The sequence below is a fragment of the Pannonibacter sp. genome (assembly GCF_051860505.1).
GTDB lineage: Bacteria > Pseudomonadota > Alphaproteobacteria > Rhizobiales > Stappiaceae > Pannonibacter.
The window spans coordinates 90,324-104,523 of the sequence record NZ_JBHYDX010000010.1 but is presented as its reverse complement, the minus strand read 5'-3'; the positions used below and the strand labels follow the sequence as shown (position 1 = coordinate 104,523).

Sequence of the window (14,200 nt, the reverse complement as noted above, 5' to 3'; positions counted from 1 at the left end):
TTTAAACTTAAACCTTCTGCGGTGAGGCTGAGGGTTCTGCCGGGAGAGATGACGCCGATGACCGAGCACCACAGCGCTGCCAGTGAAGTCGTGACCCTGACGCGCGACGGCGATCTCACCCTTGTGACGCTGAACAATCCGCCCGTGAACGCGCTGAGCACGGCGCTCAGGGCCGGAATTGTCGCAGCGCTTGCGGAGGCCGCAGCCGACCCGGCGGTTAAAGGCATCGTGATGACTGGCGCCGGACGTGGCTTCTGCGCCGGAGCTGACATCACCGAATTCGGCAAGCCGCCGCGCGAGCCGTTCCTGCCTGATGTTATTGCCACCATCGAGGCCTGCCCGAAGCCGGTTGTTGCCGCGATCCACGGACCGGCGCTGGGCGGCGGGCTGGAAGTGGCGCTTGGCGCCCACGCCCGCGTCGCCGCACCCTCCGCGAAGATGGGTCTGCCGGAGGTGAAGCTCGGGCTGATCCCCGGTGCCGGCGGCACCCAGCGCCTGCCACGCCTGATTGGCCCGGCGGCAGCGGTGAAGCTGATCGTCTCGGGCGAGCCGGTGGGCGGCGTGGAAGCCCTGAGGCTCGGCATCGTCACCGAGGTGGCCGAGGATGTGGTGGCTGCGGCCAAGACCCTGGCGCGGCAGATGATTGCCTCCGGCGTGGCGCCGGTGGGGCTCTCCAGGGACGCAGAGCGGCTGGAGGCGGCGCGGGCCGGGCGCGACGCGTTCGAGGCAGCAGCAGCCGAGGTGCTGAAGGGCGCGCGCGGGGCGGAAGCCCCGGCGGCTTGCGTCGCGGCCGTGCGCAACAGTCTGGATCTCGACTTCGAGGCGGGCATGAAGGCGGAGCGTGCCGCATTCCTGTCGCTGGTGACTGGTGACCAGTCGAAGGCGCTGCGCCATGCCTTCTTCGCCGAAAAAGCGGCGGCCAAGATCGACGGCCTGCCGGCCGATGCGGCAGCCCGTCCGGTGCGCTCGGTTGCGGTGATCGGCGCCGGCACCATGGGCGGCGGCATTGCCATGGCCTTTGCCAATGCGGGCTATCCGGTGACCCTGATCGAGACCAGCGCCGAGGCGCTGGCGCGCGGGCAGGGCAACATCGACAAGAACTATGCCTCTACCGTCGCGCGCGGCCGGATGAGCGAGGCCGAGAAGGCCGAGCGACTTGCGCGCATCACCGGCTCGCTTGATCTTGCCTCCGTTGCAGATGTCGATCTCATCGTCGAGGCAGTGTTCGAGGACATGGGCGTGAAGAAGACGCTGATGGCTGACCTCGACCGGCTGGCCGGACCGAACGCGATCCTGGCGACCAACACCTCCTATCTCGACGTGAACGAGATTGCTTCGGCAACATCGCGTCCCGAGGCGGTGGTCGGCATGCACTTCTTCTCGCCGGCCAACATCATGAAGCTGCTGGAGGTGGTGCGGGCGCAGCAGACGGCACCGGACGTGCTGCTGGCCGCCGTCGAGGTGGGCCGCAAACTCGGCAAGATCCCGGTGGTGGTCGGCGTCTGCAACGGCTTCGTCGGCAACCGCATCCTCAGGGCGCAGCGCAACGATCTGGAGGCGCTGCTGGTCGAGGGCGCGAGCCCGGCCGAGGTGGACGCGGCCTGGAGCGGCTTCGGCTTCCCGATGGGTCCGTTTGCCATGCTGGATCTCGCCGGCCTCGACATTTCCTGGCGCGCCCGCAAGGCGCTCGGCCAGACGGCAGAGATCGCCGATCACCTGTGCGAACAGGGCCGCTTCGGCCAGAAGACCGGGCGCGGCTTCTACCGCTACGAGCCGGGCGAGCGCAAGCCGCTGGCCGACAGCGAGGTCGAGGACCTCGCCAAGGCGATTGCCGCGCGCGAGGGCATCATCCGGCGCAGCATCCCTGCTGCGGAGATCGTCGAGCGGTTGCTCTATCCGATGATCAACGAGGGCGCGCGCATTCTGGAAGAGGGCATCGCCCAGCGGCCCGGCGACATCGATGTGATCTGGATCTTCGGCTACGGCTTCCCGGCCTGGCGCGGCGGCCCGATGCACACGGCCGGCAGCATCGGCCTTGCCAAGATCCGCGACGGCTTGCAGGCCCGCTTCGAGCAAAGCGGCCGGGCGGAGTTCAAGCCGGCGGCGCTGCTGGAGCGGCTGGCCGCAGAAGGCGGCAGCTTCGCGGGGTGAGGCACGCGGGGCAGTCGCATAGGGTGCCAGATGGAAATTGAGGCCTCTCAGCGCCCCTCCCCCTCGTGGGGGAGGGGTTTGGGGGTAGGGGCGGGACTCGAAACCAGGATACTTGCTTTCCTGACTAGGCTTTCATCAGACCCCTACGACCTAACGGCCTCCCGAGCCCCCCACCCCTTACCCCTCCCCACGAGGGGGAGGGGAGCAGAGAGGCGGAGTGCGCCCCGTACTTTGCTCCTGTGATCCCCGATCAGCGCTGCACAGGGCGCAGTGGCTCTCCGGTCTCAGGTCTCCGCTGCGCTTCGCCCGGGATGACGCCGAATTGTATGATGCTGCCAGCCGCGCCTCCGGTGAAATGCGCATAAGGGCAAATCGTCACAAACCGGTTGCTGCGGTGCAATAAGCTCTCCTCTGCTCGGATCGTCCGGTCCGACCCAGGGGAGTGCCTGAGATGTTTGATCTCACCGGTCAGAAGGCGCTGATTGTCGGCGTCGCCAACGACCAGTCCATCGCCTACGGAATTGCCGCGGCATTGCGCCGCCAGGGCGCGGATCTGGCCATTACCTACCTGAACGCCAAGGCCGAGCCGCATGTGCGGCCGCTGGCGGAAGCCCTTGGCGCCGAAATCATCGCGCCGCTGGATGTGCGCAGCAGCGACGACACCGATGCGTTGTTCGGCGAAATCGCCAGCCGCTGGGGCCGTCTTGACACACTGGTCCATTCGATCGCCTTCTGCCCGAAGGAAGACCTGCACGGCCGGGTGGTTGATTGCTCGGCCGCCGGCTTTGCCGAGGCAATGGACATCTCGGTCCATTCCTTCCTGCGCCTCATCCGCAAGTCCGAACCGTTGATGGCAGTTGGCGGCACCTGCATGACCGTATCCTTCTATGGCGCGGAAAAGGTGGTCGAACATTACAACATCATGGGACCGGTGAAGGCAGCGCTTGAAGCCGTGACCCGCTATGCGGCGGCGGAACTGGGCCCGAAGCGGATTTCGGTTCATGCCCTGTCGCCCGGACCGCTGAAGACCCGCGCAGCCTCGGGCATTGCGGAGTTTGACGAATTGCTCAACGCGGCGGCCGAACGTGCGCCGACGCATCTGCTGGCCACCATCGAGGACGTCGGCGCCTATGCCGCCTTCCTCGCCAGCCGTGAGGCCGCCAACGTCACGGGCGGCGTCCATGCCATCGACGGCGGCTACAGCATCATCGGCTGAAGGGAACTCCCATGAGCAACATTTTCGATGCCCTGAATACACCGAACGGCGATCTGCTGAAGTCCCTGCAGGATGCGACCGCCTGGTCGCCGAGCGAACGGATGAAGGTGTTCACCGCCCAGTTTGCCGAATTTTCCGCCATGAGCGAGATGATGCTGCGCGGCACGTCGCGCCATCTGGACGCGATGGCGCGCACGCACAATGCCCGCACCCGCAAGAGCCTCGACAACCTCACCAAGCTGGCGACAGACCTGACCGCCCGCCAGGCCGAGGGAACGCTGGCCGAAGACGTGAAGGCCTATGTCACGGATGCGGGCCAGCGCATGGTGCTGACGCTCGACACGCTGCGCCAGCGCGGTGACATCTTCCTGAAGCACGAGGCCGAAGGCTGTCCGCCGGTGCTGATCTATGACCATGAGGTCATCGTCGACGGCAAGGACCTGCCGCATCCCTGCAACTACATGCTGCTGCGCATCCTGCCCCCGGCTGGCGTGACCATCGATCCGGACAAGCGGCCCTACATCATCATCGACCCGCGCGCCGGCCACGGCGCTGGCATCGGCGGCTTCAAGACCGACAGCCAGGTCGGGGTGGCGCTGAAGGAAGGCTATCCGGTCTATTTCGTCGCCTTCCGCCGCGCGCCGGAAAAGGGCCAGACGCTGGCCGACGTGACACGGGCCGAAGCGGAGTTCGTGCGCGAGGTCACCCGCCGCCATCCCAACGCACTGCGTCCTGTCGTCATCGGCAATTGCCAGGGCGGCTGGGCAACCTTGCTGCTGGCGGCAACCAATTTAGACCTGACTGGTCCGATCGTGCTCAACGGCGCCCCGGTCGACACCTGGTCTGGCCTCGTTGGCGGGGACCCGATGCGCTACAACGCGGGCGTGCTTGGCGGCACGGTGATGCCGATGATCCTGGCTGATATCGGCCATGGCGTGTTCGACGGCGCGCATCTCGTTTCGAACTTCGAGTTGCTCAATCCGTCCCGGACCCTGTTCCGCAAATATGTCGACCTCTATGCCAACATCGACACGGAAGCGACGCGCTTCCTCGATTTCGAAACCTGGTGGGGTGGCTACTTCCTGCTCAACGAAGCCGAGATCCGCTGGATCGTCGAGCAATTGTTCGTCGGCAACCGGCTGGCGCGCAACGAGGCGCGGCTGGAGCCGGGCCGCAATGTGGACCTGAAGTCTATCCGCGCGCCGATCATCGTCTTCGCCAGCCATGGTGACAACATCACGCCGCCGCAGCAGGCGCTGAACTGGATCATCGACACCTATTCGGACGTCAGCGAGATCCAGATCCGCGGCCAGCGCATCCTCTACATGGTGCATGACCAGGTCGGGCATCTCGGCATCTTCGTCTCCTCGTCGATTGCCAAGAAAGAGCACAGCGAGATGGCTTCGACGATGAAGACCATCGAGGCGCTGGCGCCCGGTCTCTACGAGATGAAGATCGACAACTATACCGGCGATGTTCTGAACCGCACCTTCACCGTCTCGTTCCACGAGCGGACGCTGGACGATATCCTGGCTCTGGATGATGGCCGCGATGACGAGACGCCGTTTGCAGCCGTCGCCCGGTGGTCGGAGCAGCAGGCCGAGGTCTATGACACGGTGATCCGTCCCTTCGTGCAGGCAGGTGTGACCGAAGCGAGCGCAGAGGCTGGCCGCGTGATGCACCCGTTGCGGGTGCAGCGGGCCATGTTCTCGAGCAAGAACCCGCTCGTGCAGCCATTGTCCCATATGGCGGACAAGGTTAAGGCGGAACGCGCGCCGGCACCGGCCAGCAATCCCTTGATCGAGTTGGAACGGCTGAGCGCTGACCTGATCGAACAATCCATCGACATGGTCCGCGACCTGCGCGACACCTGGTACGAGATGGCGTTCTTTGGCATCTGGGGCACACCCTGGGCGCGCTGGTATGGTCGCGGGCATGTGCGTCCGCGCACACTGAAGCGTACGGACGAACTCAGGGCCCTGCCGGTCGTGCAGTCGGCCCTGCGCCGCGTGGAGGAGGGCGGCTTCGTGGAGGCCGTGATCCGGATGCTCGTGCTGCTGGCGGAATCGCGCGGCAATGTGCGCCGCGACCGGCTGGAGCGGTCAGCGCATATCCTGACCGAGGACGAGCCTTTTGCTTCGCTGAGTGCCGAAGAACGGGCGATCATCATCCACGAGCAGACGCTGATCGTGGAGTTTGACCGCCATGGGGCGCTTGCAGCCCTGCCGAAGCTCCTGAAAACCCGCGAGGAGCGCGATCTGGCCGCACGTGTCGTGCAGTATGTGCCCGGCGCTATTGATGAAATGGCCCCGCACACGCTGGAGATGCTGCAGAAGTTCCACGAAATCCTCGACCTGCCGCCCATTTCCGGCGACGTGACCGAGGACCCGCTGGGGAACAAGGCGGTCAGCGGTCCAGCCGAGGTGATGGTGGCGGCGAAGTAAGGTCGCGGGGTGGGGGCAGGTGTGTCGCGTCGCGGGGCTCTCGCTCTTGGTCGGGTTGGTTGGACGCTTTTCGAGGTCTCACCGCCCCCCTCCCCCTCGTGGGGAGGGGTAAGGGGTGGGGGGACGGGCAGCCGTTGGATCACAAAGTGTCTTAAGTCCATCTGGCCAGAAACGCAGAACAAGATTTTCCGTCCGCTCCCCCCACCCCCAAACCCCTCCGCACGTGGGGGAGGGGAGCTGAGAGGCTTCGACAAGGTTGCCGTCACCTGGCACAGGAGTTCACATCGAACGTGTGACAGACTTCATGTGCGGCTTCCCTGCCAAACCAAGGCGGCAGAGGCGCAGGTGGCAACTCCCTATGTTCTTACGCCCGGTTCATGCCGGAGCGATGGGCCCAGCCGGTCATCCGCATTTCCAGAAGCGCCATCAGCGCATACATGACGATGCCGAGGACAGCGAGGGCGACGAGGCCGGCCCAGACCAGCGGCACGTTGAACTGCGACTGCGCCGCCAGCATCATGTGGCCCAAGCCGGAGTTGGCGGCCACGTTCTCGGAGATCACCGAGCCGACGAAGGCAAGCGTGATGGCGATCTTCAGCGAGCCGAAGAAATAGGGCATCGAGCGGGGGATGCCGACCTTGAGCATGATGTCGAGCTTCCTGGCCCCCAGCGCCCGCAGCACGTCCTCCATTTCCGGCTCGATGGTGGCAAGGCCGGTGGCGACATTCACGACGATGGGGAAGAAGGCGATCAGGAACGCTGTGAGCACTGCAGGCACCGTGCCGATGCCGAACCAGATGACCAGGATCGGCACCACGGCCACCTTCGGCACCGAGTTGAAGCCAATCATCAGGGGGTAAAGCCCTGCATAGATCGCGCGGCTCCAGCCGACGGCCAGGCCCAGCAGGAGGCCGCCGACGACGGCAAGGCCAAAGCCAAGGACGGTGGTAAACAGCGTCTGCAGCGAGTTCTTCCAGATCGCCGGCCAGTACTGATAGATGGCAACGGCAATGTCGGTCGGTGCCGGCAGGATGTAAACCGGCAGCTTGAGAGCTGCGACAGCCAGTTGCCAGATGGCAAAAAGCCCGAACGTCCAGAGAAACGGAGCAGCCTTGATCCAGCGGTCGTTCATGCTGCCGCCCTCGCTTCTGCAATATAGCCGCGCAATTCATGCACGATGTCGTTGAAGCCGCCCTCATAGGTCAGATCGATGGGGCGCGGACGGGGGAAATCGATGCTGCGTTCCATGATCACTCGGCCGGGCCGGGCGCTCATGACGAAAACGCGGTCGGCAAGATAGACGGCTTCGCGCAGGTCATGGGTGACCAGAATGGTGGTGAAGCCCTTTTCCGCATGCAGGTCACGCATCACCTGCCACAGTTCCTCGCGGGTAAAGGCATCGAGCGCGCCAAAGGGCTCGTCCAGCATCAGGAGGGCCGGATCATGCACCAGGGCACGGCAGAGGTTGGCCCGCTGCTGCATGCCGCCGGAGAGTTGCCAGGGGAACTTTTGACCGAAACCCTTGAGGCCGACAAGGGCCAGCAGGTCCTCAGCCTTCTTCAGGTAGGCTGTGCGTTCGCGTTTCAGGCGGCTGCGATGTGGCTGGACGATTTCAAGCGGCAGCATGACGTTGTCCAGCGTCGTGCGCCAGGGCAGCATCGAGGGGTTCTGGAATGCCATGCCGGCGATGGAGACTGGGCCTGAAACTTCCTTGCCCGCCACCTCGACGGTGCCGGCCTGGGGGCGCATCAGCCCCGTCGCCAGCTTCATCAGGGTGGATTTGCCGCAGCCGGACGGGCCGACCACGGCTGCAAACTCTCCCTTTCGAACGGCCATGCTCAGGCCATCCAGCGCCAGCGTCCCATCGGCAGTGCCGCCATAGGTCAGCCGAATGTCCCGCAAGTCGACAAATCCGGTCACAGCCCCTCCAGTCGGGTCTACAAAAGTCAAAAAAAAGCCCCTCCCGGCGCCCTTGGGCAGACCGGGAGGGTAGGACCTGTGAGTTGTTACTTGACGGTGCGCTCTGCGACGGGCGGCAGATAGCTCGGGTCGAAGACCTTCTCGGCAGCCGGCGGTGTTGCGCTGACGCCCATCGAGGTCTGCAAGTATTCCATCGACTTGGTGAGCTTGGCCATGTCGACGCCGCCGAAACCGTTGGCCTTCACCGCCGGGGTGGCGATGGACTGGGCGACCGCCATTTTCAGGCGTTCGATTTCGACAGCCTCGTTCAACACCTCATTCCGCTTCATGACATGCGGGATTGCGGCCGCTGGATCGGCAATCGCGTCGAGATAGCCCTTGGTCAGCGCCTTGACGAAGCCCTTGACGGCGTCCGGATTGGCGGCGGCAAAGTCGGTGTTGACCATGACGACGTTGCCGTACAGGTCGAGACCCTTCTCGGCCATCATGATAAGCGCGATGTCGTCTTCCGCCACGCCCTGGGCCTTGAGGTTGATCACCGAGGAGAAGGAGAAGCCGAAGATCGCGTCGACCTGACCCTGGGCCAGCATTGGCTCGCGCACGGGGAAGCCGACATTCTCGATGGTGATTGTCGAGGTATCGAGGCCGGCGACCTTGGCGAAGGCCGGCCACTGGCCGAAGGCGGCATCCGGGGGAGGCGCGCCAAGCTTCTTGCCTTCCAGCGACTTCGGATCGTCAGTGATGCCAAGGCTCTTGCGGCCGATGACGGCAATCGGTGGCCGTTCATAGGCCATCAAAACAGCCTTGACCTTCAGGTCAGGCTGGGTGTCCATCAACTGGATCAGCGAGTTGATGTCGCCGAAGCCCATCTGGTAGGCGCCGGTGGCAACGCGCGGGATCGACTCGCGCGAGCCAGCGCCGGTGTCGATGGTGACATCCAGCCCTTCGGCGGCAAAATACCCCTTGTCGAGCGCAATGAAGAACGGAGCCGCCGGGCCCTCGAACTTCCAGTCGAGTGTGAATTTGATTTCAGTGGCAGCAAGAGCCGATGACGCGGAAAGCGCCAGGCCCAGTGCCAGTCCGATAAGACGCCGCATGCTGTTCCCCTCTGGTTTTTATGAGGTTTCACAGCAGAGTGACGTTGAAATGCACAGGCAGCAAGCAGGAAATATGCTGCACGCTAATTGTGCAGCGCAATGCGCATCAGGGATGCATCTCTAAAATATTGAAGCTATGGCAATGCCTTAGACGGAAAAATCAACCGCTCTTGCGGCAGGTCCCCTTCATTGCAGCGCGAGGTTCTGCTGCCTGAGCGCGGAAAAATGGTGCAGGGTGGTGTTTGGGGTCCTTGTCTAGCTGTCGTCGAAAGGACGCGAAACGGGCCCCTGCGCCGTCAGTTCGGTGTAGGCGAGCGTCTGGTCCAGATGCTGGGTGCGCCAGTCGAGCAGTCGTTCGGCATAGGCCAGGCGGGTGGACTGCGAGGCCGGGTCGGCGGCCAGATTGCGCAATTCGCCCGGATCATTCGCCATGTCGAACAGAAGCGGTGGCAGGCCGCCGGCAAAGTGGACGTATTTGAACCTGTCGTCCCGGATCACGGTCAGGGCGAGGGCGCGCGACGGCAAGCTGAAATGGGCCTCATGCTGTCGCTGGCCGATGTCGCGGAAGTCGAACTCCCACACCACCGCATCACGCCAGCGCTGAGGCTCCCGTCCTTCGAGGAAGGGCCGCAGAGATTGGCCGTCCGGCCCCGTCAGGGGTGCTGCGCCGAGATAATCAGCCAGCGTCGGGAAGATGTCGCAAGCGCTGGTGAAGGCAGTGACGGTCTTGCCTCGGGCCCTGTCGGCGCCGGGCAACTTGACCACGAGCGGGATGTGATAGCTCTGGTCGTAGAAGCCGCCCTTGCCGAAACCCCAGTGATCGCCCATCAGCTCGGCATGGTCGGAGGTGAAGATGATCAGCGTGTTGTTAAAAGTCCCCGCCGCCTTCAGCCCGTCGAACAGGCGACCGAGTTGCGCATCCACTTCGCTGATCATGCCGTGATAGATCGCGCGGATGAGGCCGTGATCCTCTGCCGACCACTGATCTGTGCCGCCGGTCGCACCGGCGAGGAAATGTCCGGCCCCGACGCGCGCGAGTTCAGCGGCGACATAAGGATGGACATCAGCCTGTTCCGCACGGGTGGCGGGCCGCAGGAAGCCCTCAGGGCTTGCGTCGTACATGGTGTTGTAGGGGGCGGGCACCACGAAGGGCGGATGCGGGCGCAGGAACGAGATATGGGCAAACCACGGCCGCTCGCCCTCGCGCTCCGACAGCCAGCGCAGGAACTCGCCCGTGAGGAAGGCGGTCTGGGTCTCGTCGGCGCTGTAGGCGGGCGCATCGCGGGTAATGGCGCCCGGCGCATGGCCGACGGGGACATGGATCCTCGACGGATCGTCAATCCGGTGGCCGCGCTGGCGCAGCCAGGACAGCCAGGCCTTCTCGTGCTCGGGCAGCAGCACGCGGGTCGTGAAGCCTGGCAGGACGCCCTCATAAGTGGTCAGGTCGGGATCATGGCTGTCCCGGGTGCGCGGATCGGGCGAAACGTCCGTGTAGCCGAACAGCGTCGGGTCGTAACCGGCCCGGCGGGCCAGCCGGGCGATGTTGTCGAGCCGGTTGTCCATCGGGGTGCCGTTGCGGGTTACCCGGTTGTTCATCTGGGCAAGGCCGGTGTAGAGGCACGCGCGCGCCGGGGAACAGGGGGCCGCGCCGGCGAAATGCTGCCGGAACAGCACGCCCTCGCGGGCGAGCGCATCCACGTTCGGCGTCTTGATTTCACCGTGACCGGCGCAGCCAAGGGCCGCACCGCGCCACTGGTCGGCGGTGATCAGGAGAACATTCGGCTTCATGTTCCGTCCCCCACTAGACAACGGCGTTGCGATGACGAGGCTCCAGCCGCTTTGAAGAGCTGTATCAGGCGCCAGCTTCGAGACGCTCGATCAGGGCCGGAAGATCAGCCACCGTGTCAATGAGATAATCGGCACCGGCAGCTTTGAGGCGTGCGCCGGCTTCAGCCCGGATGGCGTCGATCTCGTCCGGCGAAAGCGCTGCCAGCTCGTCCGGCGTGCGGCCGGCGATGTTGCCCGACAGGGTGACGCCGACGGTAAGGCAGCCCGCCGCGACGCCTTCGCCGATGCCCGGCTCGGTGTCGTCGACCTTGATGACGGCAGACGCCGGATGGACACCGAGATCGATGAAGCACTGGTACATGCCGAGCGGGCTCGGGCGGCCTTCCTTGACCTCGTCAGCGCAGATGAGGTTGTCGGGTGCATAGCCCTGCGCAGCCGCCACAGGCAGGACGCGGGTCATGATCGAGCGGGTATAGCCGGTGGTGGAGCCGATCTTCAGGCCGCGTGCCCTCAAGGTGTCGACCGCCTCCTTCGCGCCGGGGACCAGCGTGGCGAAATCGGCGACGACCTCCTCATTCATCGGCACGAAGACCTCGTAGACCCGGTCGACGTCAACGTCGGTCGGATAGGCCCCGTGCGCGGCCTTCCAGCGTTCGGCCAGAGCCGGGGCGGTCATCATCGTCTTGATATGATCCCACTTGGCCATGCCCATCGGCGCCCGGGCCTCGGCGATGCTCGCCGTGACGCCGAATTTCTCGAAGGCCTTCACGAAAACGCCCATCGGGGCGAAGGAGCCGAAATCGATCACGGTGCCGGCCCAGTCGAACACCACTGCCTTGAACTTGCTCATGCCTTGAAATCCTGTCCGTAGAGGGAAGCGATGGTTTCCTCGCCAATGGCAAAGGCAGTGGAGGCGCCGCAGCCGGCGGTGACCACAACGATGCGTGTCGCGTCATCGGGCGCATCGGTGAAGCGCCAGCGGCCGTCGGCGCTTGCATAGGTGCCAACCCAGTGCTCCTGGATAGTGCGGCCCGGCAGATCCAGCACCTGATCCATTTCGTCGAGGATCAGGTCGCGCACGTCAACGGGTGCGAAGGGATCGGGCGTTGGCGCGTAATGGTGACTGTCGCCGACCACCAGCGAGCCATCGGCCGACTGCACCACGATCAGGTGAATGCCGTTGTCCCGGTGTGCACCCTGCTCGCTATCAAGACGCGTCTTCAGCGCGGATGCTTCCGGCAGGTCCGCATAGCCCTTGTACCGTGCAAGCCCGAGATCGGACATGACCGGGGTCCTGAAGGCGACCGGACTTGCGGGAGCGACACGCAGCATCTGCAGCTTGCAACGCAACGGCCGGTAAGCGCCGATCCGCTCCTGATACAGGGAAACGAAATCATCCCCCGGGCAGACAATCACGCTCTCGGCCATCACCTGGCCACGTGAGGTTTCCAGGTGTGGGGCATTGATGCTGGTGACGGACGTCGACCAGCGAAACGTCACGCCATGAACGTCCGAAAGCCAGGTTGCCAAGCGCGGAAGGGCCTGGCGGCTTTCGACCCTGAGTTCATGCGGTGAATACAGGACGCCGGACAGCCGGTCCTGCCGCAGGGCCGGAACAAGGTCGGCAGCCTCGGGCAGGGTCAGGCGGCGGCACTGCGCGCCCATCTCCGTGGCCAGGAACGCATCGATCACGGCCTCGGCTTCCGGCCGGCGTGCCGTCATGACCATGCCACGTTGCAGGACGGGGATGCCTGCGGCAGCCGCCACTTCCGCCCATACATCGCGGGCGCGGCGCGCCATCTGCCAGCAATCGCCGGCCTCCTGACCGCTGACGGTCACAAAACCGAAATTGCGGATCGACGCCCCATTGGCCTGGGCGTCACGGTCGAGGACAACGACGGATTTACCGCGCCGGGCGGCGGCAAGAGCATGGGCAAGGCCGACGATACCGGCGCCCACGATCGCTACATCGAACTTGGTCAATGGATGTCCTTAGGGAAGGGGAGATTGTCACATTCGGCTGTCATAATAGCGGACCATAGTGTCTATGCTTGACGCAGGATGACGCTATTATGACGTTTATACGATGGAACTTTTGAGGATGGCGCCCCTTCATTAAACTGTCATAAAAAAGCAGTCGAAGTGTCATCTGTATCGGCTAATGGCGCAGGGCAGGGGCTCGGCAAGGACTTTCCATCGCGCTTTCTGCGGAGTGCGAGGGTCGGGACAAGGCCTTCTGCGTTTTCGAGGGCGATGAGGATCGCTTTCACAGTTTGTCGTGATCGGGGTTCGGGAGCGGGCAGCACAGGCTTGCTCGTGAGGCCGAAGCCGACCTGCGACCAGGGAACCGGTTCGCCCGGCCGTCCATATGCGTCGGCCGAAATTCCGGGAGGCCGCATCTTCTGTTGCGAGGGGATGCGTGGGAATTTTTGCAAGGAACCGATTCACGCGTATCGGGTAACCCAGGAGAAGTGCATGAACATCAAGACAATTCTGGCAGCGACGACGAGTCTCGCTGTCCTGTTCAGCGCCACCGCCGCTTCTGCGCAGTCGATGGAAGAGCTCATCGAAGGCGCCAAGAAGGAAGGCATGCTCACCACCATCGCCCTGCCGCATGACTGGTGCGGTTATGGCGGCATCATTGCCTCCTTCAAGGAAAAATACCCGTTCCTGACCGTCAACGAACTGAACCCGGACGCCGGCTCTGCCGACGAACTGGAAGCCGTTCGCGCCAACAAGGGCAACACCGGCCCGCAGGCTCCGGACGTTCTCGACGTTGGTCTGTCCTTCGGCCCGCAGGCCAAGGCAGAAGGCCTGATCCAGCCGTACAAGGTTTCGGTCTGGGACGAGATCCCGGATGCCGTCAAGGATGCTGACGGCTATTTCTACGGCGCCTACTATGGCGTCATGGCCTTCGTCTCCAACAAGGATCTCGTGCAGAACCCGCCGATGGAGTGGGAAGACCTCCTGAAGCCGGAATACGCCGGTCAGGTCGCACTCGCCGGTGATCCGCGCGCCTCGAACCAGGCCATCCTGGGTGTCCTGTCCGCTGGCATGGCTGCTGGCGCCAAGGCTGGCACCGAGTCCGGGGCCGCTGGCCTGCAGTTCTTCAAGGAACTGAACGAGAAGGGCAATTTCGTGCCCGTCATCGGCAAGGCTGGCACGCTCGCCCAGGGCACTACGCCGATCATGGTGATGTGGGACTACAACGCCCTGTCCGCCCGTGACAGCCTGAAGGGCAACCCGCCGGTGGAAGTGACCGTGCCGACCAAGGGCACCCTGGCCGGCGTCTACGTCCAGGCCATCAGCGCCTATGCACCGCATCCGAACGCTGCCAAGCTCTGGATGGAGCACATCTTCTCCGACGAAGGCCAGAATGGCTACGTCAAGGGCTACTGCCACACCGCGCGCTTCAACAAGATGGTCGCGGAAGGCAAGATCTCTGACGAACTGCTGAAGGCCCTTCCGCCGGCCGAGCCGTATGAGAAGGCTTACTTCCCGACCATCGAAGAGCAGAACGCCAACAAGGAAGCTGTTGTTTCCGGTTGGGACAAGGTCGTCGGCGCGAACGTCCAGTAAGCACG

10 protein-coding genes are annotated in these 14,200 nt (G+C 64.3%); 4 read left to right on the top strand and 6 right to left on the bottom strand.

The genetic code is table 11. The features are described from left to right. Positions 1–57 precede the first annotated feature (57 nt). From ACTIFE_RS09180 to ACTIFE_RS09170, 3 genes are all read left to right on the top strand, one after another. Positions 58–2,151 carry a 3-hydroxyacyl-CoA dehydrogenase NAD-binding domain-containing protein gene (locus tag ACTIFE_RS09180; RefSeq protein ID WP_439528852.1) on the top strand — a complete coding sequence of 698 codons (2,094 nt, stop codon included), beginning with the start codon at positions 58–60 and terminating at the stop codon, positions 2,149–2,151. Between the two features lie 451 nt (positions 2,152–2,602). Further along, positions 2,603–3,367 (top strand): enoyl-ACP reductase FabI, encoded by a 765-nt coding sequence (fabI, locus tag ACTIFE_RS09175; protein ID WP_439528851.1) that lies wholly within the window; start codon positions 2,603–2,605, stop codon positions 3,365–3,367. Between the two features lie 11 nt (positions 3,368–3,378). After that, complete coding sequence (locus ACTIFE_RS09170; protein WP_439528850.1) at positions 3,379–5,811, top strand: DUF3141 domain-containing protein; 2,433 nt, start codon at positions 3,379–3,381, stop codon at positions 5,809–5,811. A gap of 364 nt (positions 5,812–6,175) precedes the next feature. Here the strand turns inward: ACTIFE_RS09170 and ACTIFE_RS09165 are convergent, their stop codons facing one another. The 6 genes from ACTIFE_RS09165 to ACTIFE_RS09140 all read right to left on the bottom strand — a co-directional run bounded on the left by ACTIFE_RS09165 (position 6,176) and on the right by ACTIFE_RS09140 (position 12,599). Beyond that, positions 6,176–6,943, bottom strand: coding sequence for an ABC transporter permease (locus ACTIFE_RS09165; protein ID WP_439528849.1), 768 nt, complete (start codon positions 6,941–6,943; stop codon positions 6,176–6,178). Beyond that, positions 6,940–7,731, bottom strand: coding sequence for an ABC transporter ATP-binding protein (locus ACTIFE_RS09160; RefSeq protein WP_439528848.1), 792 nt, complete (start codon positions 7,729–7,731; stop codon positions 6,940–6,942). The genes ACTIFE_RS09165 and ACTIFE_RS09160 overlap by 4 nt, the downstream gene beginning before the upstream one ends. 86 nt (positions 7,732–7,817) lie before the next feature. Continuing rightward, a complete protein-coding gene (locus tag ACTIFE_RS09155) occupies positions 7,818–8,828 on the bottom strand; it encodes an ABC transporter substrate-binding protein (protein WP_439528847.1) in 1,011 nt (336 codons plus the stop codon). Between the two features lie 255 nt (positions 8,829–9,083). Further along, entirely contained in the window at positions 9,084–10,616 is a 1,533-nt protein-coding gene (locus tag ACTIFE_RS09150; RefSeq protein ID WP_439528846.1) for an alkaline phosphatase family protein, read from the bottom strand. A gap of 64 nt (positions 10,617–10,680) precedes the next feature. Continuing rightward, positions 10,681–11,466, bottom strand: a complete 786-nt coding sequence (phnX, locus tag ACTIFE_RS09145) for a phosphonoacetaldehyde hydrolase (protein ID WP_439528845.1) — start codon at positions 11,464–11,466, stop codon at positions 10,681–10,683. Next, complete coding sequence (locus ACTIFE_RS09140; RefSeq protein WP_439528844.1) at positions 11,463–12,599, bottom strand: TIGR03364 family FAD-dependent oxidoreductase; 1,137 nt, start codon at positions 12,597–12,599, stop codon at positions 11,463–11,465. The genes phnX and ACTIFE_RS09140 overlap by 4 nt, the downstream gene beginning before the upstream one ends. A gap of 492 nt (positions 12,600–13,091) precedes the next feature. Between ACTIFE_RS09140 and ACTIFE_RS09135 the strand changes: the two genes are divergently transcribed. Then, the gene (locus ACTIFE_RS09135) at positions 13,092–14,195 is read left to right on the top strand and encodes an ABC transporter substrate-binding protein (RefSeq protein WP_439528843.1); all 1,104 of its coding nucleotides are present in this window, start codon (positions 13,092–13,094) and stop codon (positions 14,193–14,195) included. The last annotated feature ends 5 nt before the right edge of the window (positions 14,196–14,200 follow it).

Bases quoted from the DNA above. Each gene is read 5' to 3' on its own strand.
- phnX (WP_439528845.1), bottom strand. From the start codon at position 11,466: ATGAGCAAGTTCAAGGCAGTGGTGTTCGACTGGGCCGGCACCGTGATC.
- ACTIFE_RS09170 (WP_439528850.1), top strand. From the start codon at position 3,379: ATGAGCAACATTTTCGATGCCCTGAATACACCGAACGGCGATCTGCTG.
- ACTIFE_RS09165 (WP_439528849.1), bottom strand. From the start codon at position 6,943: ATGAACGACCGCTGGATCAAGGCTGCTCCGTTTCTCTGGACGTTCGGG.
- ACTIFE_RS09155 (WP_439528847.1), bottom strand. From the start codon at position 8,828: ATGCGGCGTCTTATCGGACTGGCACTGGGCCTGGCGCTTTCCGCGTCA.
- ACTIFE_RS09180 (WP_439528852.1), top strand. From the start codon at position 58: ATGACCGAGCACCACAGCGCTGCCAGTGAAGTCGTGACCCTGACGCGC.
- ACTIFE_RS09150 (WP_439528846.1), bottom strand. From the start codon at position 10,616: ATGAAGCCGAATGTTCTCCTGATCACCGCCGACCAGTGGCGCGGTGCG.
- fabI (WP_439528851.1), top strand. From the start codon at position 2,603: ATGTTTGATCTCACCGGTCAGAAGGCGCTGATTGTCGGCGTCGCCAAC.
- ACTIFE_RS09135 (WP_439528843.1), top strand. From the start codon at position 13,092: ATGAACATCAAGACAATTCTGGCAGCGACGACGAGTCTCGCTGTCCTG.